This is a genomic window from uncultured Tateyamaria sp. (assembly GCF_947503385.1).
Taxonomy (GTDB): domain Bacteria; phylum Pseudomonadota; class Alphaproteobacteria; order Rhodobacterales; family Rhodobacteraceae; genus Tateyamaria.
Map to the genome: position 1 here is coordinate 742,066 of NZ_CANNDO010000001.1, position 24,505 is coordinate 766,570.

Genomic DNA, 24,505 nt, shown 5'->3' on the forward strand with positions numbered 1-24,505 from the left:
CCATCGCATTAGGCCACGCCCATGACCACGCCCGCACCGCTGCCCGCCCTTGATGACCTGAAGGTCGCTGTGATCGGATTGGGTTATGTGGGCCTGCCGCTTGCGGTCGCGTTCGGAAAACAGCGGGCCACGGTGGGCTTTGACCTCAACACTGATCGCATCACTGCCTTGCGTGCGGGCACTGACACCACGGGCGAGGTTGAGGATATCGCCGCTGCCACGCAGCTGACCTATACCGACACGCTGACCGACATCGCCGATTGTTCGGTCTACATCGTCGCCGTGCCGACCCCCATCGACAACCATCGCCAGCCAAACCTTGCCCCCCTGCTTGCCGCGTCGCGCGACATCGGCAAGGTGCTCAAACGCGGTGATATCGTCATCTTTGAAAGCACAGTCTATCCCGGCGCCACCGAAGAGGACTGCCTGCCGGAGGTAGAGGCGATTTCGGGCCTGACCCGCAACGTGGATTTTTACGCAGGCTACAGCCCCGAACGCATCAATCCCGGCGACAAGACACGGCCCCTGCACAAGATCGTCAAGGTCACCTCTGGCTCCACGCCCGAAGCGGCGGACCTCATCGACGCGCTTTATGGCACCATTATCACCGCAGGCACGCACAAGGCCCCGAGCATCCGCGTGGCCGAAGCCTCCAAGGTGATCGAAAACACCCAACGCGACGTGTCAATTGCGCTCATCAACGAATTGTCGATCATCTTCTCGCATCTCGACATCGACACCAACGCAGTTTTGGACGCGGCCGCGACAAAGTGGAACTTTAACCGGCTGTCTCCGGGCCTTGTCGGAGGCCACTGTATCGGTGTGGACCCTTATTATCTGATCGACCGGTCGATCACCGCAGGCCACATCCCCGACATCATCCGGATGGCGCGCGAAATCAACGACGGCATGGCGCGCCACGCCGTGTCCATCCTGATCAAGAAGATGATCCAGAAAGAGGCGCGTGTGCACGGAGGCCGCGCGCTGGTCCTTGGAGTGACGTTCAAGGAAAACTGTGCCGACACCCGAAACACCAAGGTGGTGGACATGCTGGGAGAACTGGCCAGTTACGGGCTGGACGTTGACCTGTATGACCCGTGGGCCGACGCCGACGAGGTCGCAGCGACCTACAATGTGCGGATGCTGGCGCAATTGCCGGTCATCAGGGGCACGTACGATGCCGTCATTCTTGCCGTGACACATGACGATCTGGTGGCGCTTGGCGTGGACACGCTGCGTCGCCATCTGACGCCAAACGGTGTATTCTTTGACATGAAGGCGGCGTTTGCACCCGAAGACAGCGACCTGCGGCTTTAGGCAGCCCGGCGCGCGGCGGTCAGCAGGGCCTGTGCGGCGGCTTCGCCTGTCTCGACCGCACCTTCGATCAGGCCACCATTGTCTGCCGACAATTCGGCCCCGGCAAAAAACACCCGATTACCCACCGGTATGGACAACTCTGGCAGGCCGTAAGGTGGATGACCTTGCGGCGCGGAACGGTCGGCGTCGGTTGCGGTAAACGGCTCACTTGCCCAGTCTAACAGGTGCAGCGCACGTGGCGTCGCGGCCTCGGTTCCGAACAGGCGGATCAACTGGTCAATTGCGGCGTGTTTCAGCGCCTTTGTGTCCTGACGAAGCATATGGGGCCACGATACAAATCCAAAAACCGCGAAAATGCCTGTGTCCGGATCGCTTTGGTCCGTCACTTCGGCAAGTGGTCCCACATGGCTGATTGCGCTGCCCGACAGACCGGCGTCGCGCCAGAAGGCGCGGTCATACCGCGCCACGACCTTGGCGTGAGCCGCCATCCATGTGGGCCAGCGCGTCATCGCCGCACGCCGGTCTGTGGCCCAATCGGGTGACACCGCCCACGTGGCGAGAATGGGCGCGGGGACGGCCACGATCAGCCGGTCTGGCGTCAGGACCGCGCCATCCGAAAGGGTAACGAGGGGCGGAGCGGTCAGATCCAACCCGGTCACCGGCTGTTCGTATTGGATAGTACCATCGGGCAAATCCTCCGCCAGCCGTGCGGCAAGCGCGCCAATCCCGCCCCGCACACGCGCCGCATCGCCATAGCGTTGCGGGAACGCACCGCGCCTTATCCCGTTCTGCGCCTCATAGACAAAATCGCCTGTCTCGTATTGTGGCAACAGTTCCAGTCCCAGGGTCTGCACCAGCGCGGCCACGCGCGGCTGCATCGCAGGCCAGATCCATGCGGGCCCCAGATCAATGCCATCGCGGGTCAAGGCGCGTCCGCCCAGCCGGTCGCGCGCCTCAATCACTGTCACGTCCTGTCCGGCCCGGTGCAAAACCCGCGCCGCCACCAACCCGGCAATACCGGCCCCGATGACGAGCGCGCCGGTCATTCGCCTGTCATCTGTCCCAGATGCCCGGTCTTGATCCAGAGCCGTGCGCCGTCAGCCCCGGCGCGCAGCGTGACCGATCCGCCCGGCGGCACCCGCAGCCAATCGCGCGGGCCCAGTTCCGTGTCTCCGTCGAGCAACTGCCCCTCCAGCACCAGCACTTCCGCCCCGGATGGTGCGTTCAGCATGTGCGTGATGCCGCCGTCCCATCGTTCAAGCTGCACATGCTCCTGCGCATCCTGAAACAGCGTCGCTTGCGCCACGCCCGCACGTGAGGGATCATCGTGGAGTGTGACGGTATTCATGTCGATGCGCACATGTTCCCGGTCGTCCGGATCGAATTGCCACAGTTTGACAAAGATCGTGGCCCCGGGTTCCGAGGATGGCGTGTGCCGCGACGTGGGCGGGTTGCGCACATAGGTGCCTGCCGGAAAATCGCCTGCTTCGTCCTGAAATACCCCGTCAAGGACGATGTATTCTTCGCCGCCGTCGTGGGTGTGAGGGGCAAAGGCGCTGCCGGGGGCAAACCGGACGATGGTTGTGGCGCGCGCCACCTCGTCCCCGATCCGGTCGAGCATTTTGCGTTCAACCCCAGCAGACGGGGAGGCGCGCCATGGGTTTTCCGCGTCTGCGACGATAACCTTTTTGGTAAAGTCTGCATTCAATTCCATGAGGCGCTCCATTTCAGATGTCTACCAAAAGGTAGGTATTTTTTGATCAACTGCAACAAGAAGTTTGCAGAAGTCAGGAATTAAGACTATATCTCGCCTACTTAATAGAAGGCAAACCTATTGAACACCAAGGCTGCGCTCCTCGACAATGCCGAAACACTTGCCCGCCAGCGCGGGTTCGACGGGTTCAGCTTTGCCGACCTCGAAGCGGCTGTCGGCATCCGCAAGGCCTCGGTCCACTATCATTTCCCGACCAAGGGTGATCTCTCCTTTGCCCTGATGGTGCGCTATGCACAGCTGTTTGCCGATCGTCTTGACGCCATCACGGCCAGCCACAGCACAGCGGCTGCCCGGCTACTGGCCTATCTCGATTTGTATCGCCAAGCGCTCGACGGGGGGCGCAGCCTGTGCCTGTGTGTGGCGCTGAGCGCTACGCAAACGGCGCTGCCCGACACCACGCGTGACACGCTTGACCAATTTCATCACACGGTCACCGCATGGCTCGAAGCGGTGTTCCGCCTTGCCCTGACCGATGGCACGATTGCTGCGGTGTCTGACCCCCGCGCCGAAGCGGCCGCGGCGCTTGCGCAAGTCGAGGGGGCGCAGATCATGGGCCGTGCGGCGCGCGGCCCCGCCGGATTTGAGGCGGCGATTTCCACCTTGCGCGCCCGCGCGCTCTGACGGGAAACCGCCGCCTGAAAATTGTGATGTGCTTTGCGCCCCCGCCTGTGCAAGTCTCGGAACACAAGACTGAATTTGGGACAGATATATGCAAAAAGAAGTTGTTGCGCAGCTTTCCACGCTGCCCGACCGTAGCCCGGCATACGCCATCGTGGGTGAGGTCGATCTGGTGGTTGTCCGTTTTGACGATGAGATTTCCGTGTTCTATGGCCGCTGTCTGCACCGCGGCGCGCTCATGTCAGACGGGTTCGTACGTGGCGACAACCTGATCTGCGGCGTGCACGACTGGGATTACCGCCTCGACAGTGGTGTCAGCGAATACGCCAATGACGAGGCGCTGCCCAAGTTCAAAAGCTGGCTCGACGGCGACGACATCTGCGTGGACGCGGACGAGATCAACGCATGGGGTCACGCTAACCCGCAGCCCTTTAATCGCGACGCCTATCTGGGCCTCTACGCCGACACGTCCCACGGCACCGAGGAAGAGCCGTATAACGGCCTGATCCAGCAATATGCCCGCGACGGCCTGTCGAAAACCGGCCATCACGGCAAGGTCGACGCCATGGGTGTGCCGCGCGACCAACTGCCGGACTGGGACGATATTCAGATCCTCACCGCGCAATTGCACAAGGCCCCGCTGCTGGACGATGACCCTGTTGGCACCGACGTGGTGATTGGCCCGAACGCACAGAAACCCTTGCGGCTCGACATCCCGCTCTTTGTTTCTGACATGTCCTACGGGGCACTGTCCGAACCCGCCAAGCTGGCATTGGCCCGTGGCGCGGAACGCGCTGGCACGGGCATCTGCTCGGGCGAAGGCGGGATGCTGCCCGAGGAGCAGGAGGCCAATTCGAAATATTTCTACGAACTCGCCTCCGCCCGCTTTGGATTCACCTGGGACAAGGTGCAGAAATGTCAGGCCTTCCACTTCAAGGGCGGGCAGGGGGCCAAGACCGGCACTGGCGGACACCTGCCCGGCAACAAGGTCCACGGTAAAATCGCCGAAGTGCGCGGCCTCGATGAAGGGGAGGACGCCATCTCGCCCGCGCGCTTCACCGATTGGACCGATCCCGCGCAGATCAAGGATTTTGCCGACGAAGTCCGTGACCGCACGGGCGGCATTCCCATCGGCTACAAACTCTCCGCGCAGCACATTGAAAAGGATATCGACGCGGCACTTGCCGTGGGTGTCGATTATATCATCCTCGATGGGCGCGGTGGCGGCACCGGCGCCGCGCCGATCATCTTTCGCGACAATATCAGCGTGCCGACCATCCCTGCGCTGGCCCGCGCCCGTGCCCATCTGGACCGGCTGGAGCGGTCCGACGTCTCCCTTGTTATCACCGGCGGGTTGCGCAAACCGGCGGACTTTATCAAAGCGTTGGCGTTGGGTGCAGACGCCATCGCGCTATCCAACTCGGCCATGCAGGCGATTGGCTGTATCGCCATGCGCGCCTGCCACACCAACAACTGTCCCGTGGGCATCGCATCGCAAAAGCCACATTTGGTGAACCGGCTCGTGGTCGAGAAATCGGCCCTGCAACTCGCGAATTTCTTTGAGGCCAGCACCGAACTGATGCAGGTCATGGCCCGCGCCTGCGGCCACGATCACCTTTCCAAGTTTCAGCACGCGGACCTCACCACATGGAAAAAAGACATGTCCGAAGTGGCGGGCATCGCATTCGGAGGTGTCGCATGACCAAAGACCTTGATTGGATTTCCGTAGGCCATACCGGCGATCTGCCCGAAGGGCGTGTGAAAACCGTGACCGCCCGTACGACCTCCATTTGCCTCTCGCATTTTGATGGCAAATGGGCGGCGATGAACAACCACTGCCCGCACCAGCGTGGGCCGCTGGGCGAGGGCTCCATTGAACGCGGTGAAGGTGGCAAATGCTGGATTCGCTGTCCTTGGCACGGCTGGGATTTCGACCCTTTGACGGGCAAACCGCCCGGTGGGCACGAGGACAGCGGTCAGGACATCTACCCGGTCAAGATCGAAGGTGACGAAATTTTTGTGGGTCTCGAACCGGAGCCACCGCACGAACGCACCGTCAGCGACCAGATGGCGGAAAGCATGGTCAACTGGGGCCTCAAACACGTCTTTGGCATGGTGGGGCATTCCAACCTCGGTCTGGCTGACGCGATACGGATGCGCGTTGAGGCGGGTGAACTGAAATATGTCGGCATCCGCCACGAAGGGGCAGCCGCCTTTGCGGCCTCGGCCTATGGTAAGCTCACGGGCCATCCTGCCGGGTGCCTGACCATCGCCGGGCCGGGGGCCACGAATCTGCTCACCGGGCTTTGGGACGCCAAGGTGGACCGCGCGCCGGTGCTGGCGCTGACGGGGCAGGTGCAAACGCAGGTCTTTGGCCCCGGCGCGTTTCAGGACATCGATCTGGCCAGCGCCTTTGACGCGGTCAGCCGGTTCAGCCAAACCGTTCTCAGCACGTCGAACCACAGCGAGCTTGTCTCGCTCGCCATGAAAAATGCGCTGGTTGAACGCGATGTGGCGCACCTGATCTTTCCGGACGACATGCAGACAAACCTGTCGGATGCGCCAGCGTCCAAACCAGAGGGGCGAATGGGGCGGGCCGTGGTCAAACCGTCCGACGATGATGTGGCCGACGCGCTCAAGATGTTGAACAGCGCCAAACGTCCGATCCTCGTGATCGGTCATGGCGCGTGGGACCATATGGGCGCGATCACGGCGCTGGCCGAAACGCTTGGCGCGCCGGTCCTGACGACGTTCAAGGGCAAAGGGTTGATGCCCGATAGCCATCCCAATGCCGCTGGTGTGCTGGGCCGCTCTGGGACCCCCATCGCAAGCTGGTTCATGAACGAGGCTGATCTGATCCTGACCCTCGGCACATCCTTTTCCAACCACACCGGGATCGAGCCGTCAAAACCGATCATCCAAGTGGATTTCGAACGGATGCAACTGGGCAAGTTTCACCCGGTGGATCTGCCTATCTGGTCCGAGATCGGCGCTTTCTGTGATGCTGTTTCGGGCGACATCGAACGGCCCGGCGACGCCCCGGACCAGATCACCGAATTGGCCGACCGTTGGGACATCTGGCGACGCGAGAAACGGTCCCGTATGGAAGAGGAAACGGCCAAGGGCATCCACGCTTACGCGATCTTCGATGCCCTGTCGCGGGTGGCACCGGCGGATGCAATCATTGCAGTGGATGTGGGCAACAACACGTATTCCTTTGGCCGTTACTTTGAGACCAAGGGCCAGCGTGTGCTAATGTCAGGTTACCTCGGCTCGATCGGTTTTGGCTTCCCGGCGGCCATGGGGGCGTGGGCCGCGACGCAGGATTTCGACTGGCTCAAGGGACGCAAGGTGATCTCGATCTCGGGTGATGGTGGGTTTGGCCAATACCCGATGGAACTGACCACGGCTGTGAAATACGGAATGGATATCACCCATGTGCTTTTGCACAATGGCGAGCTTGGCAAGATCACCAAAGAGCAGAAATCCGGCGAATGGCCCGTTTGGGAAACATCGCTACACAACCCGTCCTTTGCGGCGTTCGCCAAGATCTGCGGCGCCCACGGAGAAAAGGTCGTGTCGTCCGATGCCATCGAAGCCGCGTTGCAGAAAGCGTTGCACGTTGATGGCCCGGCCTTGGTGGAAATAATGACGGATGCCGAACTGGTGTAGGACGGGCGGTTTTGCCCAGCCTACGGGTAGCAACTTCGCTCTTTTACATCAGCGCGTTCGGCCTTTGAACGTCTGAACAGCGATCCCTTCGGCCTCCAGAGTGCGCCGGACGCTTGCTGCAATCTGTACGGCTTCAGGCGTATCGCCGTGGCAGCAGATGGTGTCGATGGGCGTCTCAATCCGCTTGCCGCTGTCGGTGATGATAGCCTGCGCCTTGACCATTTCGACCATCCGTTTCCCCGCCAGATCAGCGTCATGGATGACCGCGCCCGGCAACCGCCGGTCCACCAGTGTCGCATCGTCGTTATAGGCGCGGTCTGCGAAAATCTCGGTTGCAAAACGCGCACCAAGACTGCGCGCTGCGCGCTCCTGCGCTGTGGCAGCCAGCACCACGAGGATGCTGTCGGGATGCGCTGACAACGCTGCCTCGTAACAGGCGCGCGCCATATCCTCATCCTCGGACGTCATATTTCCCAATGCGCCGTGCAGCTTGATATGCCGTACTTCGGCCCCCAGCGCTGCCGCCATCCCAAGGCTCGCGCCCACTTGGCACCGGATCGAATTTTGCAACGATGCCAATGGCATCTGGATGCGTCGCCGCCCGAACCCCTGAATATCTGGAAAGCCGGGATGCGTGCCGATGCCCACGCCTTTTTCCAGCGCGATGCCCATGGTCGTGGCCATCACATCGGGATCACCGGCATGTGCCCCACAGGCGATATTGGCGGATGTGACCGTGTTGAGCAGCGCCGCATCGTCGCCCATTTTCCAAGGTCCAAAGCTCTCGCCCATATCGGCGTTCAGATCGACTTGCATGTCCTCATCCTTCATCCATGGCGGAGACGACGCCGCCAACCAGTTGATAACTCAGCAGATCCTGCATGTCCGCCGGGTCGCGCACCAAAGGCGTCACCAGCTTGCGCAGGCTCGCCCATGCGGCATCCGCCCGCGCCTGTATCGCGATTCCCTCGTCCAAGGTGACAAAGGTGAACCGCAGTTCCGCCCCCGCAGGGGCCTGCACCACACGCGGCAAATCGCAGGGCAACACCGTTCCGATGCGCGGATACCCCCCCGTTGTCTGGCTTTCGGCCAGGAGGACGAACGGCGCGCCATCACCCGCGATCTGGATGTCGCCCGGCACAATCACCTCGCTTACCACGCTAAGCTGTTCGGGGTTGGAAAAGCCCTGATCGCTGTCCATGCGCACCCCTTGGCGGTTGGCCCGGGGGTCGCGGTGAAACACAGTGTTTGCAAAGCGCTCGCGCGTATCCGCATCAAAATCGTCGGTTTGCATACTGGGCACGATCCGCACGGTCCCGCCCGCAAAGCGTGCGTCACGCGGCACGGTCATCCCCACCAATCTCGCGCCGGGTCCCACAGGCAGGTCGTCGCCCGCGGCGATCAACGCGCCGAGGCCTGTCGACTGGTGCGTCGCCCGCGCGCCCAGCACCGGTTCGGTCGCGAACCCGCCGCTGACGTGCAGGTAACCATAGGTGCCCTCGCGCGTGGGTCCGATCACCAGCACGCTGCCTGCGGGCAGCGCATGGCTGGCATTCCAAACCACGGCATTGCCATCAATGCTGGCGGTCATCGCGGCTCCGCTCAGGGCGATACTCATGTCTTCGGTCGCTTCGAATGTACCGCCGGTCCCGACCATTTCCAGCACAGCAAGTTCGGGCGATTGGCGCAGCAATGCAGACCCTTCGTGTACTGCCAACAGGTCCGCCGCACCCCCGCGTGTCAGCCCCTTGGCCAAGTATCCGGGCCGCCCGAAATCCTGCACCGCAACGCCGGGGCCGACCTGATGAACGCGCAACCCTCTCACGTCAGCACAGCCCGCTCGGTGCCATCGACGCCGTACGCCTCAAGACGTTCAAGCTCTGCCGAGCTGATATCGGCAAACCGAACCTCGTCCCCCGGGGCCAGCGGAAACGGCTCTTCCGCGCTGGGACGGAAACACCGGAACGCGGATTGCCCGACATGCCGCCACCCGGTCGGCGTGTCCTTGGCGAACAGGCAAATCTGTCGGACCGCCGCGACCACCGCCCCTTGGGGCACGTTCGGCGTCAAACCCACCTGCCGCGGGATGTTCCAATGCGGCGCGAGCGTGCCCAAATAGGGCTGACCGGGGGCAAACCCGATGGTCAGAACCCGCAGCCGTGTGTTGGTCAATTCCGCCAGCGCTTCGGAACGTGTCAGGCCTGCCGCCTCAGCGGCCTCGCCGAATTGCGGGGCGCGGGGGCCATCAAACACCGCCGGAATGGTCCACAGCGTACGCCCGGTTGGCAGAGGTGCGGCCAGCCAATCCCGTTGTGCCAATACCTCTGCGAGGGTGTCGCGCAGCGGGGCAAACCCGTGCACGGCCAGATCGACGCGAAAAAAGGCGGAGACCAACGTGCTGCTGCTCTCTTTGATCTGCGGCAGCGCCAGCGCATCCACTGCCCCGCGAAAGGCAATCGCCGCACGGTTTGCGTCATCCGTTGCCCGGTCACCAAAGGTGACCAACACACCGCCCAGCCCGACAGACCGTATCTTGGGAAACTCCGTCATGGGCACCAGCCTAGACACTCCGCAGGCGTGCGCAATCGCTTAGACAGGCGCACGCAGCCAGCCGTCCTCAAACACCACGTTGCGCACCCCGGCCAAACGTCTGATCCGTTCCAACTCACCTTCCAAAGCCCGCGTGCGCCCCTTGCCCCACCGCACCTTGCGCTCGGGCCACAGCGCGCGGACCCGCAACGTATCCGCGTCGCGATGGGCCTTCATGTCGATGCGCCCGACCAACCGATCCCCCTCCAGCAGGGGAAAAACGTAATAGCCATAGGTCCGTTTCGCCTCCGGTACGAATATCTCGATCCGGTAGTCAAAGCCGAACAGGCGTTGTGCACGGGTCCGGTCGCGCAATGCGGGATCAAATGGGCTAAGGACGCGCAAGCGCGAACACGGCGTGCATTCCAACGCAAGATCGTCCATCAGGTCGGGTTGCGCATAGACGGCCCGTATCGTGCCATCAACGCCGGTCACCTGCGCTTCGATGATGCGGCCATTGGCCCCTGCGCGGGTGCACCAGTCCTTGGCCTCGGCGGGTGAGATATGATCCCAGAACCGTGCCAATTCGCCGGGTGTGGCAAAGCCGAGGCGCGCCAAAGCCTCGCGACAACACCAGTCGATGGTTTCCTCAATATCCGGTGCATTGCCAATCTGAACCCGGTCCAGCGCGCGCTCTGTCAGATCGTAATACTTGCGGAACCCTTCCCGTTTGACCACGGCCAGCGCGCCGCTGCGCCACAGATATTCGAGCGCCGTCTTGGACGGGTGCCAATCCCACCACCCGCCAGAGCCGCGCGCCTCCCCCTCGCCCACATCGGCTGAACAGACCGGCCCCCGTTCGCCGATCATGTCGAGCACATCTTGAAACTTGGCCTCAAAGCCTACGCGCCGCGCGGCGCCCCAACGCTCGCGCAGCCGGGCGGCATCCCGTTCGCGGCGCAAATGCCAGTAGGGATAGTATCCCATGGGGATGACGGCGGCGTCATGTGTCCAGTGTTCGAAGAGCGCCCGTTCCCGCTCATACAGATGCTTTAGCGATTTCGGGCGGTAACGTGGCCTACGCGAAAACAGGATCAGGTCGTGCGCGCGGGCAACGGTGTTGATGCTGTCCAACTGAACAAAGCCCAGCCGTTCAATCAGCACCAGAAGGTCGCGCCCGTGTGCTGTACCTTGAGGCGTTTCGCTCAGGCAGTGGCGATCCAGAAACAACCGCCGCGCCTGTGCGTTGGTCAGACAGGGTTGGCTCACGTCCTCATGGTACGGCGCAACGTGTCGCCGTAGGAAATTTTGGGCGTGAGGGTGATGTGTTTGGGCGTCGGGTCTGCGTCCTGCAGCATCCGGTCGCGGATAATTTCGGCGGCGGCGCGCCCGATCTCAAGGCGGCAGGCATCTGTCGTGGCCAGTTGCCGGGGCAGGCCCTGCAACAACTCGACCCCGTTGAACCCGGCAAGGCCGATCTGGCCAGGCACGTCCACCCCTTTTTCCAGCAGGTACAGCAACCCGCCCGCGCCGATCATGTCATTGGAGTAGTAGAGGAAATCCAGTTCCGGATTTTCGTCCAGCATCGCAGCCGTCATCTCGCGCCCTTTGGCCAGCGCCGAACCGCCGGAATAAAAATCCCGCGCTTCAATCTCAATTCCGGCCTTGGCGAGCCCTTCGGTCAGACCTTCGAAGCGTTTGCGCGCGCGGTGGTCACGCGGCATCGACGTGCCCATGAAGCCGATGCGCGAATAGCCCTGTTTCAGGATCGCCTTGGCCATGTCGAGCCCGGCCTGACGGTGCGAAATCCCCACCATGCTGTCGACCGGATTGCCATCGGTGTCCATAATCTCGACCACTGGAATGCCGGCGTTGGTCAGCATGGCACTGGCCGCATCCGAATGTTCCAGACCCGCGATAATCACACCCGACGGGCGCCACGACAACATCTCGTACAGTACGCGCTCTTCCTTGTCGCGCATGTAGTCCGTGACGCCAAAGACCGGTTGCAGCGGCGTGTCCTCCAACACCTGATTGATGCCGGTCAACACTTCGGGAAACACCATATTGCTCAGCGAGGGCACAATCACCGCGACGAGGTTGACGTGCTGTGATGCCAGAGACCCGGCAATTTGGTTGGGCACGTATCCCAGCGCCTTGGCTGCTTCGAGCACCTTTTGCCGCGTGGCTTCGGACACATCTCCCCGATTTCGCAGCACGCGGCTGACAGTCATTTCGGACACACCCGAGGCGGCAGAGACATCGCGAAGGGTGAGCGGGCGTTGGGGACGTTCTGTCACGTGCAGTCCTTGTTCTCGTTTGTCCGAGTTACCGCCAAAACGCCCGAAACTGCAAGCGCGCGCACGGTCGCACTGGATGCTTATGTGGTGACAAGGGCCGTTGGTGAAAGTAAGTCAGTGCCCAAGCGGCCCCGTGGCTCAACTGGATAGAGCAGCCCCCTCCTAAGGGGCAGGTTGCAGGTTCGAATCCTGCCGGGGTCGCCATTTAGGGCGCGACTTTAGGTGTTTAGAGCCAAGGCAGCCGGACCCACGTGCCGCCCAAGGGGCGTATATTTGCACCGGTTCCGATCTTGAAGCGGGCGAGGCCGGGGGCGTTCACGGTGTCGACGGATCCAAGGTCCAGCCGTACAATTCCATCATGGGCGAACTGATTGCAGGCGTGGGTCAGGATGGCGTTGTGCGATGCACATGCTCGGCCTGTCGGGCTGGTCCAGCCCAAATGGTAAGTTGCGACCATGCCGTGGGTCAAAAACAGCATCGCGGCAATTGGGTCCTTGCCTGACCGCGCGACGAAAACCGATGCGCTCTCGGGCTGCACAGCCGCAAAGGCGTCGAGGACGGCGTGCGGCAAACTGCGGAAGCCCTTGGCGCGTTGTTGGCGCGCGTCTTCGGCCAATAGCCATTGGTGACGCGTCTTGCTGTATCTTTCTTTCTGAATGCGGAATGGCGCGTTCTCGGCACGGCGCAAGGCATTGCGCCATTTGCCCGTCATCCGGGCGCGGCGTGTGTCCGGTGAGCCGTCAAGCGACAGTTCGGCGACATAAGCGGGCGTGTGCGCTTGGACAAAGCCAGCCGCGCGCAATGTCGCGCGGTCGTCCCCGTCACTGTTGATCAGGCGCAGCCCGGAACGGCGGAGCGCGGCCGCCCCCTGCCGGTCAGGTGCGCCGTGCCAGATCGGCCCGCGCATCGCGCATGTCAGCCCAAATCGTCGGATGGTTTGCACTGGCTCTGCGCCGGGCAAGTGCAACACCCGGATGTCGCACCCGATGTGGCGCAAGGCCTCGGCGTAGTGGGGATGTTGTTGAAGGGGCACACATGTCTCACTTTTCATGACGCATTTTAGGACATCTTAAACCTAATCTGTGGTTAACCTCGGCCATGCAAAGCAGACAACCCCCCCGACATACCGTTGCAGGCCAATACGCGCCGCCCTCCAAACCCACTGTGATCGGCGCTGCCATCGTCGCGACATTGGTCACAGCACCTTTTGCGCTTGTGGCGCTGGTGTTCGTTTTGATCTGAAGGCGGCGGGCAGGCCTGCCTCAAACACTGCGCGCATAGGCATTGAAGGTTGCGATTTCTTCAGGCGAGGCGTGTTGACCCGTGAAGCTGAGCAGGTAATCGGGCACAAGGCGCAGCCGTTCCTCAAGGCTTTCGTCCAGTCGCGCGTCCTCGTATCCCATCTGCATGTAGTACAGGACACGTGCCCGCGCTGTGGCGTTCTGCGCGGGGTATCCGTGGCGCGCGAACATGTCTGTCAAAGCGGCGATACGCTGCGCATCGCTGGCATCCAGAATGCCGCGCACCTTATCTGACCGGCGCGCCCAATCACGGATCGCGAAATCCAGTTGGGTGTCATACAGGCGGGTATCGATGTTGCAGCGAAAAACGTTGCAGCACGCCTCGGTTATGGTTGCGGCGGGGGCGTTGGCTTGCCCAATCAGGGCCGCTGTGTTCGTCGCTTGCCAATGGGCCAGCAACGCATCCAGCAGGTCGGTACGGTTTTTGAAATACCAGTAAAAGCTTGAGCGGGAGACTTGCATCTGCATGGCCAGATCGACCACTTTGACCGCCTCGACGCCTTCGGATTTCAACGTGTCCAGCGCAGCGTTCAGCCAATCCTGTCGGGTCACCTTTATGTTGCCCACCAACGGATCTTTGGCCGGATCGTCCCGGTGCAGCAACATCAGCTCACCGGCGGGCAACCGCCCGCAGCCGCACGTCTGGCGATATAGGTCTCCAGCGCCTCCAGCCGGTCATCATTGCCTAGGGGTGGGATAAAATCGCGCAGGATACCCTTCCATATGTCGGTGGCGCGCGTGGTGGCGTCGGCACTGCCCCGTTCTGTCCATGTGCCGAAATTGGCAAAATCAGCCACCACGGGTTCATAAAATTCGGTGGCGTATCGGTCCATCGTGTGGCTGGCCCCGAAAAAATGGCCGCCCGGTTGAACCTCTTCCAACGCCTCAAGCGCGATGTCCGCATCCTCGGCAGAGGTGTCCGCACACAATTCGGCGATCATTTGCAGCACTTCGACATCCGTGACGAGTTTTTCATAAGACACGGTCAGGCCGCCTTCGAGCCAGCCAGCCGCGTGCAATGTCACTGTTGCCCCGGCCATCAGGCATCCCCACGTGCCAAATTGCGTTTCGTTGGCGGCCTGCACATCGCCCAGATTGGCGGCGGACCCAGAGGCACAGCGCCATGGCAGCCCGATATGGCGGGCCAGTTGCCCCGCCGCAAGTGACGCCTTGAAATGCTCGGGCGTGCCAAACACGGGCGCGCCGGATTTCATATCCACGTTCGACGTGAACGTGCCGTAACACACCGGTGCGCCCGGATTGACGAGTTGGCCCAAGGCAATGGCTGCCAGCGCTTCGGCATGGCTCAGCGTCATGGCACCGGCCACGGTGATCGGCGCCATCGCCCCCATGAGGGTGAACGGTGTGATGATCGCCATCTGGCCTGCGCGGGCGAAATCCATGATCCCCAGCGCCATCGGTATATCCAGCTGGCGCGGCGAATTGGTGTTGATGATGGTGTAGCAATGAGCGTGCGCGGCAAATTCCATATCCGAGATGCCGCGAAAATCCCGCAGCATCTCAAAGCTTTCGTCCACCTGCCCGGTCCCGCGTGAATAGATGAACGGCACCTTGTCGGTCAGTTCCATCTGCCCGCGGGTCATGGCGTAATGGCGCAGGTGGATGGGCACGTCCTGTGGCTCGACCAGCGGCGGGATCATGTGCAGCACGTCGAAATGCTGGGTCAGCGTGATCAGTTCACGAAAGGCCTGTTCCGTGCCGGGTCTGCGCCCCCGTTCAAGGTCGGTGGCGTGCGGACAGCCCGCGCCGGGCTGAAACACCATCGACCCCAGTTCCATGACCAGATTGCGGCTTGGGTTGCCTGCGATCAGTGGGAAAGACTTGGGCGCAGAGGCCAGCGCGGATTCCACGATCTCGCGCCCGATGAAAACCATGTCACCTTTGACCGTCGCGCCAGCACCCTCGAAAACGACCCGTGCTTCGGGCAGCAGCACCTTGATCCCCAGCCGCTCCAGCACATCCAGTGCGGCGTCGTGCATCGCTGCGATACGGTCTTCGGGAAACACCGCCATCGGCGGGAATGGGTTGCGCAGATTGTGGTAGTCCACCTGCCGCTTGGCGGCGGGTGGGGCGCCGCGTCCACGTCTGCGTCGTGGCTGATTGGTCATCCCCGCATCGCCTTGCCTGTGGGGTCATAGGGTGAGGGCGCAATCACCCGTGCCGCGCGTTCGACCCCGACCACATGCACCTTCAGATCGGTCCCTTCGGACGCGCAGTCGCTGTCGACCAGCGCCATGGCCAGCGATTTCTGCACCGTGTGGCCGTAGCCACCCGAGGTGACAAACCCGACGCGCCTGTCGCCGCTCCAGATGGGTTCGTAGCCGCTGGCATCCGCATCGACCGCGTCAATCTCCAGCGTGACAAGACGCTGGGCCGCGCCGTTGCCGTCACGCTCGGCCATGGCTGCTGCCTTGCCGACAAAATCCTTGTCCCAGTCGATCCAGCGATCCATGCCGGTCATGCCGGGCGTGTAGGCTTGCGTGAATTCCGCTGACCAGATCCCAAAGCTCTTTTCCAGCCGCAACGACAGCATCGCGTTAAAGCCGTACTCTTGCAGACCAAATGGCTTGCCCGCTTCGAGCAATTGGCGCCGCAGCTTGACGTGATCGCCGTAGCGGCAGTTGATCTCGTAACCCAGCTCACCCGCCACGGACATACGCGCGACACGCGCCCGGACCATGCCCACGTCAAAGTCGCCGCAGCCCATGAATTTCAGCGCGCCGATATCTTGGTGGCACAGTGCTTCCAAAACCTTGCGGGCGTTGGGGCCGGTCAGGCCAAAACCACACATCTCCTCGCCCAGATCGCGCACGGTCACGCCATCGGTCATATGGTCGTCGAACCAGCGCATGTGCCAGGCTCGCAAGTAGTAGCTGCCCATGATCCAATAGGTGCCGTCGCCCCAGTTCAGCACGGTCAGATCACCCTTGAGCCGCCCGTCCGGCCCCAGCATCGGGGCCAGTTTCGCACGCCCCGCAGCGGGCAGTTTCGACGCCATGAGGTGATCCAGCCATGCGGTTGCCTGCGGCCCCGACACTTCGAACCGCGAGAACCCTGTGATGTCGACCATCCCCACATTCTCGCGCGCGTTGCGGCATTCGGCCCCCACGATGTCAAAGGCGTTTGAGCGTTTGAGCGTCAGGTTCTCCTCAAACTCCGGCGACGGCGCAAAGTACAGCGGCGTTTCCAGATCCCAGCTTGAGCCCCAGCGGCAACCGGCGGCAGTCATCGCGTCATGGGCCGGAGCCATCTTCAGGGGCCGTCCGGCGGGCAGTTGTTCGTTCGGGTACGACATCACGAAGCGGCGCGAATAGAACTGGCCGGTGGTTTCCTTGATGTACTGCTTGTTCTCCGCAAACTTGCCATAACGCGCCACGTCCATGCAGTAGACATCCGCCTCCGGCTCGCCCTCGATCATCCATTCCGCAAGCGACTTGCCAACGCCACCGCCCTGAAGGAACCCGGCCATGACCGCGCAGGCCGACCAATAGCCGCGCTTGCCCGGCACCGGCCCCACCAGTGGGTTGCCATCGGGCGAAAAGGTGAAGGCCCCGTTCACCCATGTCTTGATCCCCACATTCTCGGCCGATGGATAGCGGGCAAAGCCCAGCATCAGCTCGTTCTCGATCCGGTCGAGGTCTTCCTGAAACAGCTCCATCCCGTAGTTCCACGGCGCGCCGTCCATGGCCCAGTGCTGGTGCTCGATCTCGTAAATGCCGATCAGAATGCCCTTCTGGTCCTGTCGCATATAGGTGAACCCTTCGAGGTCCACGGTCATGGGCATTTCAAAGTCGTGCGCGGCGACCTCGGGGATCTGATCCGTGATCAGGTAGTGGTGCTTGAGCGGTGACACGGGCAGTTCAATCCCCGCCATGCGCCCCGCCTGCTTGGCCCAGAGACCTGCGGCATTGACCACATGTTCGCAGCGGATGTCACCCTTGTCGGTCTTGACGATCCAGCCGTCATGGACCTGTTCCAGCGCCTCGACCTTGGTGTGTTCAAAAACGCTTGCACCGCGTTTCTTGGCGGCGGTGGCATAGGCGTGGACAGTGCCAGTGGTGTCCACATACCCTTCACGGTCGGCCCACATCGCGCCCAGAACGCCGTCCGTGGACATGATCGGGCAGCGTTCCTGCGCCTGCTGCGGTGTCATCAATTCGCAATCCTCAATCCCGATGGACTGGAACACGCGGTAAGCCGATTGCAGCCATTCCCAGCGTTCGGGCGTGCCCGCCAGTGTCAGACCTCCGGTCATGTGCAGGCCGATGTTCTGGCCACTTTCCTCTTCGATTTCGGACAGAAGGTCGATCGTGTAGGCCTGCAACGCGGCCATGTTGGGATCCGCATTCAGCGCGTGAATGCCGCCCGCCGCGTGCCAGGATGATCCGGCGGTCAGCACTGACCGTTCGATCAGGGCGACATCCGTCCACCCCATTTTGGCCAGATGATACAGCACCGAGGCCCCCACCACGCCGCCACCAATCACGACAACCCTGTACTGATCTTTCATGTCCGTCCCTGTCCCCGATGAGTCGCTTACGGGGCAAGCGTGCAAGCCACTGGACAGCTCTGTCCAGTGCTTTCGCGACATGGGGCCGCCTCGTGGCGACCCCTGGGTGCCACCACGCTCACCCGGCGGGGATCACATTTCCGATCAAGGCCGGGTCAGAGACGGAGGATGCAAATTCGTTCGTTCCGCGGTAGTGCGCGACCACGCTGACCTCGTGGCTGCCCACCACATCCGAAGTGTCCACATGGGCCTGAAATGCGCCGCCGGGCAAAAGGTTGGTGCCGACCCAGAGGGCCGGATCGCCATTCTGAAAGTCCAGCCGCAGCCGCATCCGGCCCACACCAATGGGCGGATCAATGGTGCCGGTCAGCGCAAGGTTCGCACCGTACCACGTGCCCGACACAGTAGACGTTGTGCGACGGCGCAGATGCAGTTTGAACATCGACGCGCCCCACAACTCTTCGGAATGCTCTTCGTGGCGCAGGCAGCGCAGCAGCACGTCCATGTCGCGGCGGCAAGGATCGTCGATCATCTCTTCGTCGAATTCGAACCGCAGATCAAAGACCCGCGTTGAATAGGGCGGAACATCCAATTGCGCCGGGCGCACGCGCAGCCGCGCACCCGGTGGCAGGCCCTCTGGCACAAGGTGCGCGGTTTCGGTGAAGGGTCCATTGTTCGTCACCGAGAACTTGGAGGACAACGTATCGGGCGGGCTGGCATAGGCCACGTCCGTTTCGAATATGTTTTGTTGTGCCCAGTTGTTTGTGATCGTGCCATCCGACACAATAACGTCACCGTCCCTTTCGAACCGCCCGATTTCGGCGCGCCAGCAGACATGCGGGTCCTGCCCCGCCGGGACGTCCCAGCGCACCCGCACCTCGTGCGGACCTGCATCCGCCACGGGCAAAATCTCGTCAATGATTTCATCGTGATAGGGCTCGTTTCCATCCAGTTCACCCCCGCCACCGGGATCGCGCAGATACAGGAAAAACTCGACATTCTGCACGGGATCGTCCCCGAAATTGTGCACCCGAACCACCACGTCATGCGGTTCTGTACCGCTTTGCGGAATGATGATCGTGTCGCCTGCCCCCTGCGGCTGTCCCAGCGGAAAATTGGTCACACCGGATTCCGGGTTGCCGGGATCATCGCCCACATAGTCGATGCCGATATCGGAGCTGCGCCATTCTTCGTCATTGTCGGCAAAGCCGACATCCGCAGCGAGGCCACCGGTCCAGACCACGCGCATATCGTAGACGGGCACAGAGGCACCAGAGAGCGAGATGGTGGCGGACGCGTCCACATGCACCTCGATCCCGTCAAACGGAAACCCCGTGGCGTCCCCCGTGTCAAAGCTGTCGCCGGGTTGCAGGTTGTCGGCCAGCTTGTGCAGCCGTCGCCGGAACCGCAGCAAACCTTTGACCGCGTCATCCGGCACAGTCACCGGATCGCCCGTGTTCGGGTCCGTGTCGGTGATCACCGAGCCATAGCGTTTGTGGTCCCCGTAATCGAGCGCGTTCAAGACGATGACCTGCCCCGGCGCGCCGTTCGGCGCGATGCCAGCCGAAAAATCGGCACCCGGTGCGCGCGCCTCAATCGTATTGAGAATGCCACCCGTGCCACCAAGGTTGCACAACGCAGCCGCGACCACAGGCACGTCGCCGGGCACATTGCCAAGCGCATTCCGTGCGGCATTCGCCTCGTTTCCGGTCCACCATTCCGTCGGCACGAGAACAAAGCGGGTTGTGTCGGTGTCACCTTGCGGCGGCGGCAGAATCTCCAGCCGGTCGGTGTCCTGAAACCATCCCAGCGCCAGCTTGTGATAGGCGCAGAAATGCGGCCAGTTGCCGCCGGACGACCCCATGATGTCCAGCTCTCCGACATAGGCGACAGACGGATCATGCTTGGTCGAACTGTAGAGATCGGCAAGGCCCAAGCTGTGCCCCAGTTCGTGGGCAAAGGTCCGTGCATCCGCTTCGAACCGACTGGTGGAGCCGCCTGCGGGTACATTTGCGTCAAAGCTCTGGAAATTCATGCCGTAGCCGGTTTTGACCGGCGCGCCGATGCCATTCGGGTCCGAGATGTGTTCGCCAAGGCTGGCGACAAAAGCCCTGAGCGATCTGGCTGATCCTTCGGCATCCACAGACCAGCCCGCGCCGCCTGCGGCGGGGGGATCAATGGGAAAGACATAGACGGTGTTGAAACTCTGAAGGTAGTCGCGGAAATCGTGCCAATCGGACTCAACAGGTGCGCCGATATGACCGTTCACAGCCAAAACCATACGACCATAGAGCATTTCGAAGAATGCCGGTTTGTCATCCATCGTATTGCTTTTGTCGGCGGCAAAGGGGCTGCCCTGCTCTACCACGCCAGAAGCAAGCGCCAGCGGATCGGGCCCTGATCCGCCCCCCGGTTGGATGATGCCCACCTGATCTTGCCCATGAGTTTCGGTCAGGCGCAGCCGAACGACGGCCGTCAGGGCATTGCCGCCCCAGGCCAAGTCAATTGATCCGGTGCCCAGAATGGGATCAATCACCGTCCGACTGTCACTGGCCGCCGCTTCGGCATGGTGCATCACCCAAAAGAGATAGGCGGCCACCGCCTCGCGTTCGGTTGTTTCTGCGGCGTTGGATTGTCCGACGGTAAACTCTGCCCAGCCCCGGACAAAAATCATGCGCGAGTCCGTCAACCCAAACGTCGCGTTGAAGTTGATCGCGTTTGCGTCTTCAAAACGCGGAATGGCACCGGGCGCATCGTTGAACCTGATGATGATCGACACGATGCCGAGGCTTCCGGTGCCGATACGGGTCCAGACGACTTCGACGGGGGCAAAGACGGCGCTCGCATTGGACGCGTCGATCATCGTCTGCAACGCTGCGCGCAGTTCTTCGCATTCGGCCTGATACTGGCTGGCAAGGCCGTTCTGGTTGAACACGATCGTCACATCAGACGGTAATGCTCCGGGATCAAAGGCCGTAATCCGGTCATCGTCCGCAGAATCGTAATAGTCGACGTTCCACGGATTGTTTTCCCTGAGCAGGTTCAGCGTCATGCCGTCCTTGAGGTCGAGGAGGATGATCGCAGCCGGAAAGTCGAGGGTGAAATCAAATGGTACACCTTGGCCGTTTTCTGCATTCACAGAGGACAGCGCGGTGATGTCGCGTGTGCTGTCACCGCGAAATCGAAAGCCCGCCGGGCTGCTGCCAAGTGACGGTACGCTGGCCATGCCGCCCGGAACGAAATCCCCCAGATAATAGTCCATGACGGGCCCATCGATTTCGATGGGCCCACCTTGGTAATGCGGCGCACTGTCGAGGCCAAAGACCTCGAAGCTGAGCGCTTGCTGTTCATCGCTGCATTCGTCGAAATAGTCCTGAACCCACGAAATCGGGCCGTTCGGGGCAGGGGCGAACAGGGCATCCCTGTATGCAGCAAGACTGCCGGAAAAATCCTGTGCGCCGTACACCACTGGCACGATGAGGATGGATTTGTCCTCTAGCGCGAATTGCGGCTGGGGTTCGCTGCCAAAGGTCGGGGTGCCCTCGTATATCCGTTCGGAGATGCTGGCCTGCAAGTTGAGATCCGGCACCAGAGCCTGCGGGTTGAATTCCAGTGTAACGATGTCCGACAGGTCGTTGGATATGGCCAACATTCGCGCGGCACGCGGCGCCGCCAACAGCGTTGCGGGTCGGCGCAATGGCATTTCGGTCCGTATCGCAAGGGAACCGGGGTCCAGCTCGCTCACCAGCTTGCCGCGCTTGGTGACAACGACCAGTGCATCGCCGAGCTTGTCCAACCGTTCGATCCGTGAGTGCATGTCGCGGCGGCAATCCGGGCGACCGGGCTCGCAAATGTTGCGTTTGACGATGGTTGTGCCCACTGCCACGTAAAGAAAACATCCGTCTTCCACCCCATCCGATCCGGGATCGCACCAATTGCCATTGGGCCGCTCCGGCGGGCGTCGCCCGGGGTCACGGTCCGGCTGTTCCGGCACGTCGCAGCAACAGCAACCGCATTTCTCGTCCTGCGGGGGCCTGTCCGGGCGCGGACGCTCCGGGCGAGGCTGACCGACGCATCTTCCGTCCGGGTCGATGCGGTGGACCCGTTGCGCCACCGGATCAATAGCCAGAACAGAGCGCCCCTGCACCCGCAACCGCGCCGTGCCATGCGGCACGTTATGCCGCGCTTTGGTCGCGCCGTCCCGGGTGTTGATTTCGTCCAATGTTGCCGGTTCACCCGCGACGCCGGGATACAACACAAGCACGTCCTTGCCGCGCGTCGCCAGCGCCAGCGGCGCACGCGCCAGCTCTGTTATGCGGTGAAATCCGTTCGACACCACACGGTGCAATTCAACCCGGCCTGTCGCGCAATCGACCGCGCAGATCACGCTGCGCTTTGTTTCAGCCAGCGCGAGAATGTCCCCATCGGCCTTCAGGCTGTCCTGAACCTCCAGCATCTGGTCATCGCCATCACCCTCAAGACGCAGGATGTGCAGATGTGAACCATCCGCAACCGCAACCTCCGTGCCGGAGCCAAGCGCGAGAACCGGCAGATCAGCGAGCGGTTTCGACAATTTAATGCGGGAGGGGGGCGCACACTGTTTTACATACATGAAATGTTTTACATACATGAAATTGCTCCGGAAAATCAGGAATTGGCCCGCCAAAACGACAGAGTGGACGCGGCGGATAAAGAAATAGCTTCGAAGGTAATTGATGCTGAGCCTACCACATTTCCCCATGCCGACGAAGCGGCAGGAGCGGCGCGTGCCACCGTGCGCGGCATTCTGCCCAAGTGGCTATTGAGGTCAGTTTATACCGTCATCCAAGTGCTTGCGTTCAACGCCAATGCATCCCCGTGGCCGATGTCGTCACGGTTCGGGGACGCGCAGACCATATTCCACGGCGCGCGTGATGCCACTGCCTGACGACGTCAGGCGGCTATGCAAAAACGTCTGCGAACTGTTCTCTCAGCGCTTTCTTTTGAACCTTGCCCATCGTGTTGCGTGGCAGTTCGGGCAGAACGACCAGCTTTTGCGGTTGCTTGAAACGGGCAAGCGACGTGCCGATGGACGATCTTATGGCATCCAGATCCGGCGTCTGGCCCGGTGCCGCCACCAGAACGCCCACAACGCTTTCGCCGAAATCCGGATGGGGCACGCCGATGACCGCGCTTTCGAGGATGCCGGCTTCGGCGTCCAACAGCAGCTCAATCTCCTTGGGGTAGATATTGTACCCCCCCGAGATGATCAGATCCTTGTTGCGGCCAACAATGCTCAGATAGCCATCGGCATCGATTTGCCCCAAATCACCGGTGATGAAAAACCCATCAGGCCGCAGTTCTTCGGCGGTCTTGTCCGGCATCTGCCAATAGCCCTGAAACACGTTGGGGCCGCGCACCTCGATCTCGCCAATCGCGCCGCGGGGCAGGGTCGCGCCTGTGGTGCTGTCGGTGATTTTCACCTCCACGTCCGGCAATGGGAAACCCACCGTGCCAGCGCGCCGCTCCCCATCATAGGGATTTGACGTGATCATATTGGTCTCGGTCATCCCGTAGCGTTCGAGGATGCGGTGGCCGGTCTGCCGCTCGAACTGAACGTGGGTTTCGGCCAGCAGGGGCGCGCTGCCGGAAATGAACAATCGCATATGCCGCGTCAAAGCGGCGTCAAAGCGGTTGTCGGCCAGCAGCCGCGTGTAAAATGTCGGCACGCCCATCATCGTCGTCGCACGGGGCAGGGCGTCAATCATCTGATCCACGCTGAATTTGGGCAAAAAGATCATCTGCCCCCCGGCCAGCAACGTGATATTGGTCGCCACAAACAGCCCGTGCGTGTGAAAAATCGGCAAAGCGTGGAGCAACACGTCCTGCGCGGTGAAACGCCATTCTGATTGCAGCGCGCGCGCGTTTGACAACAGGTTTTTCTGGCTCAGCATCGCGCCTTTGGATCGACCTGTGGTGCCGGACGTGTAAAGAAGCGCGGCCAGATCGTCTTCGGACCGCGGAACGGTGTCGTAATGCGGCGGGAAGCCCGCCGCTTTGGTGGCAAAAGAGCCGGTTCCATCAGCATCCAGCGTTTCAAGCTGCGCGCGGCACCGGTCCGCGATGGGCAGGATCGCGTCGCGTTTGCCACTGTCGACCAACACGACACGGGCACCGCTGTTTTCCAGAAAATACGCGACCTCGTCCGCAGTGTAGGCCGTGTTGAGCGGCAAGAACACCAACCCGGCCTGCGCACAGGCGGCATAGATGACCAGCGCATGGGGGGATTTGGCAATTTGGACCGCGACGCGGTCGCCGGGTGCCAGGCCCATATCGGTCAAAGCCGCCGCATATTGCGCCGCCATGTCCAAGAATGCCGCGTAAGTCAGGGTCCGTTCGTCCGGCAAGTGCAGGAACACTGTGTCACGTCCGACATGCTGCCCAAACAGGCCGTCATAAAGCGGGTTGGCCATCTCTTGGTTCC

General features: G+C 61.9%; 18 protein-coding genes and 1 tRNA gene. 6 read left to right on the forward strand and 13 right to left on the reverse strand.

The window, feature by feature from the left end:
- The first annotated feature begins 21 nt into the window (after positions 1-21).
- The gene (locus Q1A85_RS03620; protein ID WP_299685168.1) at positions 22-1,317 is read left to right on the forward strand and encodes a nucleotide sugar dehydrogenase; all 1,296 of its coding nucleotides are present in this window, start codon (positions 22-24) and stop codon (positions 1,315-1,317) included.
- Here Q1A85_RS03620 and Q1A85_RS03625 read toward each other — a convergent pair.
- Together Q1A85_RS03625 and Q1A85_RS03630 are read right to left on the reverse strand one after the other, a co-directional pair.
- Positions 1,314-2,363 (reverse strand): NAD(P)/FAD-dependent oxidoreductase, encoded by a 1,050-nt coding sequence (locus tag Q1A85_RS03625; RefSeq protein ID WP_299685170.1) that lies wholly within the window; start codon positions 2,361-2,363, stop codon positions 1,314-1,316. The two genes, Q1A85_RS03620 and Q1A85_RS03625, sit on opposite strands and share 4 nt — an antisense overlap.
- Positions 2,360-3,031, reverse strand: coding sequence for a cupin domain-containing protein (locus Q1A85_RS03630; protein WP_299685172.1), 672 nt, complete (start codon positions 3,029-3,031; stop codon positions 2,360-2,362). Before Q1A85_RS03630 ends, Q1A85_RS03625 begins: the two co-directional genes overlap by 4 nt.
- A 120-nt stretch (positions 3,032-3,151) precedes the next feature.
- Between Q1A85_RS03630 and Q1A85_RS03635 the strand changes: the two genes are divergently transcribed.
- The 3 genes from Q1A85_RS03635 (at position 3,152) to Q1A85_RS03645 (ending at position 7,381) form a co-directional block, all read left to right on the forward strand.
- Positions 3,152-3,712, forward strand: a complete 561-nt coding sequence (locus tag Q1A85_RS03635; RefSeq protein ID WP_299685174.1) for a TetR/AcrR family transcriptional regulator — start codon at positions 3,152-3,154, stop codon at positions 3,710-3,712.
- Positions 3,713-3,800: 88 nt separating this feature from the next.
- Positions 3,801-5,411 (forward strand): glutamate synthase-related protein, encoded by a 1,611-nt coding sequence (locus Q1A85_RS03640; RefSeq protein WP_299685176.1) that lies wholly within the window; start codon positions 3,801-3,803, stop codon positions 5,409-5,411.
- A complete protein-coding gene (locus tag Q1A85_RS03645) occupies positions 5,408-7,381 on the forward strand; it encodes a thiamine pyrophosphate-dependent enzyme (protein ID WP_299685178.1) in 1,974 nt (657 codons plus the stop codon). The genes Q1A85_RS03640 and Q1A85_RS03645 overlap by 4 nt, the downstream gene beginning before the upstream one ends.
- Positions 7,382-7,429: 48 nt before the next feature.
- Here the strand turns inward: Q1A85_RS03645 and Q1A85_RS03650 are convergent, their stop codons facing one another.
- Genes Q1A85_RS03650 through Q1A85_RS03670 form a run of 5 tightly spaced genes read right to left on the reverse strand, consistent with a single transcriptional unit; the run spans position 7,430 to position 12,210 of the window.
- Positions 7,430-8,197, reverse strand: a complete 768-nt coding sequence (locus Q1A85_RS03650) for a 5-oxoprolinase subunit PxpA (protein WP_299685180.1) — start codon at positions 8,195-8,197, stop codon at positions 7,430-7,432.
- A gap of 4 nt (positions 8,198-8,201) precedes the next feature.
- Positions 8,202-9,206, reverse strand: a complete 1,005-nt coding sequence (locus Q1A85_RS03655; RefSeq protein WP_299685183.1) for a biotin-dependent carboxyltransferase family protein — start codon at positions 9,204-9,206, stop codon at positions 8,202-8,204.
- A complete protein-coding gene (locus Q1A85_RS03660) occupies positions 9,203-9,931 on the reverse strand; it encodes a carboxyltransferase domain-containing protein (protein WP_299685185.1) in 729 nt (242 codons plus the stop codon). The genes Q1A85_RS03655 and Q1A85_RS03660 overlap by 4 nt, the downstream gene beginning before the upstream one ends.
- Positions 9,932-9,970: 39 nt before the next feature.
- Entirely contained in the window at positions 9,971-11,179 is a 1,209-nt protein-coding gene (locus Q1A85_RS03665) for a crosslink repair DNA glycosylase YcaQ family protein (RefSeq protein ID WP_299685187.1), read from the reverse strand.
- Entirely contained in the window at positions 11,176-12,210 is a 1,035-nt protein-coding gene (locus Q1A85_RS03670) for a LacI family DNA-binding transcriptional regulator (RefSeq protein WP_299685189.1), read from the reverse strand. The genes Q1A85_RS03665 and Q1A85_RS03670 overlap by 4 nt, the downstream gene beginning before the upstream one ends.
- A gap of 127 nt (positions 12,211-12,337) precedes the next feature.
- Here Q1A85_RS03670 and Q1A85_RS03675 point away from each other — a divergent pair.
- A tRNA-Arg gene (locus Q1A85_RS03675) sits at positions 12,338-12,414 on the forward strand.
- Between the two features lie 22 nt (positions 12,415-12,436).
- On the opposite strand, the gene Q1A85_RS03680 is transcribed toward Q1A85_RS03675, so the two are convergent.
- The 5 genes from Q1A85_RS03680 to Q1A85_RS03700 form a co-directional block, all read right to left on the reverse strand.
- Complete coding sequence (locus tag Q1A85_RS03680; RefSeq protein ID WP_299685191.1) at positions 12,437-13,243, reverse strand: GNAT family N-acetyltransferase; 807 nt, start codon at positions 13,241-13,243, stop codon at positions 12,437-12,439.
- Positions 13,244-13,472: 229 nt separating this feature from the next.
- Positions 13,473-14,117 carry a TetR/AcrR family transcriptional regulator gene (locus tag Q1A85_RS03685; protein WP_299685193.1) on the reverse strand — a complete coding sequence of 215 codons (645 nt, stop codon included), beginning with the start codon at positions 14,115-14,117 and terminating at the stop codon, positions 13,473-13,475.
- Positions 14,117-15,640: a trimethylamine methyltransferase family protein gene (locus Q1A85_RS03690; RefSeq protein ID WP_299685195.1), complete on the reverse strand. Its 1,524-nt coding sequence runs from the start codon at positions 15,638-15,640 to the stop codon at positions 14,117-14,119. Before Q1A85_RS03690 ends, Q1A85_RS03685 begins: the two co-directional genes overlap by 1 nt.
- A complete protein-coding gene (locus tag Q1A85_RS03695; RefSeq protein ID WP_299685197.1) occupies positions 15,637-18,042 on the reverse strand; it encodes an FAD-dependent oxidoreductase in 2,406 nt (801 codons plus the stop codon). The genes Q1A85_RS03690 and Q1A85_RS03695 overlap by 4 nt, the downstream gene beginning before the upstream one ends.
- 118 nt (positions 18,043-18,160) lie before the next feature.
- Positions 18,161-22,615 (reverse strand): hypothetical protein, encoded by a 4,455-nt coding sequence (locus Q1A85_RS03700; protein ID WP_299685199.1) that lies wholly within the window; start codon positions 22,613-22,615, stop codon positions 18,161-18,163.
- Between the two features lie 42 nt (positions 22,616-22,657).
- On the opposite strand from Q1A85_RS03700, the gene Q1A85_RS03705 reads away from it, so the two are divergent.
- The gene (locus tag Q1A85_RS03705; RefSeq protein ID WP_299685201.1) at positions 22,658-22,969 is read left to right on the forward strand and encodes a hypothetical protein; all 312 of its coding nucleotides are present in this window, start codon (positions 22,658-22,660) and stop codon (positions 22,967-22,969) included.
- Positions 22,970-22,982: 13 nt separating this feature from the next.
- Here Q1A85_RS03705 and Q1A85_RS03710 read toward each other — a convergent pair whose 3' ends face one another.
- The gene (locus Q1A85_RS03710; protein ID WP_299685203.1) at positions 22,983-24,494 is read right to left on the reverse strand and encodes a malonyl-CoA synthase; all 1,512 of its coding nucleotides are present in this window, start codon (positions 24,492-24,494) and stop codon (positions 22,983-22,985) included.
- Positions 24,495-24,505 lie beyond the last annotated feature (11 nt).